The sequence below is a fragment of the Caballeronia sp. GAWG2-1 genome, from assembly GCF_023631405.1.
In the GTDB taxonomy this organism is placed as follows: domain Bacteria; phylum Pseudomonadota; class Gammaproteobacteria; order Burkholderiales; family Burkholderiaceae; genus Caballeronia.
The window spans coordinates 1-581 of record NZ_JALQDD010000041.1 but is presented as its reverse complement, the minus strand read 5'-3'; the positions used below and the strand labels follow the sequence as shown (position 1 = coordinate 581).

Sequence of the window (581 nt, the reverse complement as noted above, 5' to 3'; positions counted from 1 at the left end):
TCGAACTCACGCTTGACGATGCCGTAGCATTCGCACGCACGCTCTTCCAGACCGGCGCGGTCGAGCACCTTGATACAGCCACGGCTGTGGTGGATCAGACCCGCGTCGTGCAGCTTGCCTGCGGCTTCCGTCACGCCTTCGCGACGCACGCCGAGCATGTCCGCGATCATTTGCTGCGTCACCCGCAGTTGATCCGACGGGGTGCGGTCCGTTTGAATCAGGAGCCAGCGGCACAGTTGCTTCGAGAGCGAATGGTGACGATTGCAAGCGGCCGTTTGCGCGACTTGCGTCAGCAGGGCTTGCATATACAGCAGCATCACACGACGCAGAAAGTCCGACTTGCCGAAGTGTTCACGCAATGCGCCCGCGCTCATGCGATACGCAAAACCCGCGCACTGCACTTGAACGCGCGTCGGCATGGTGTCGCCGCCCGTGAGCACCGGAACACCCGTCATGCCTTCACGGCCCACTGCCGCGACTTCCACCGAGCCGCCGTCTTCCATCGTATGCAGAAGCGAGACGATAGCCGTGGTCGGGAAGTACACGTGGTGAATGCGTTGTCCGGAATCGCAAAGCAACTG

General features: G+C 61.8%; 1 protein-coding gene. It reads right to left on the bottom strand.

Annotated features, from left to right (window positions below; all coding sequences use genetic code 11):
• On the bottom strand, nucleotides 1–581 hold a 581-nt coding region (locus NCR98_RS29285; protein WP_250528117.1), incomplete at both ends, for a Crp/Fnr family transcriptional regulator.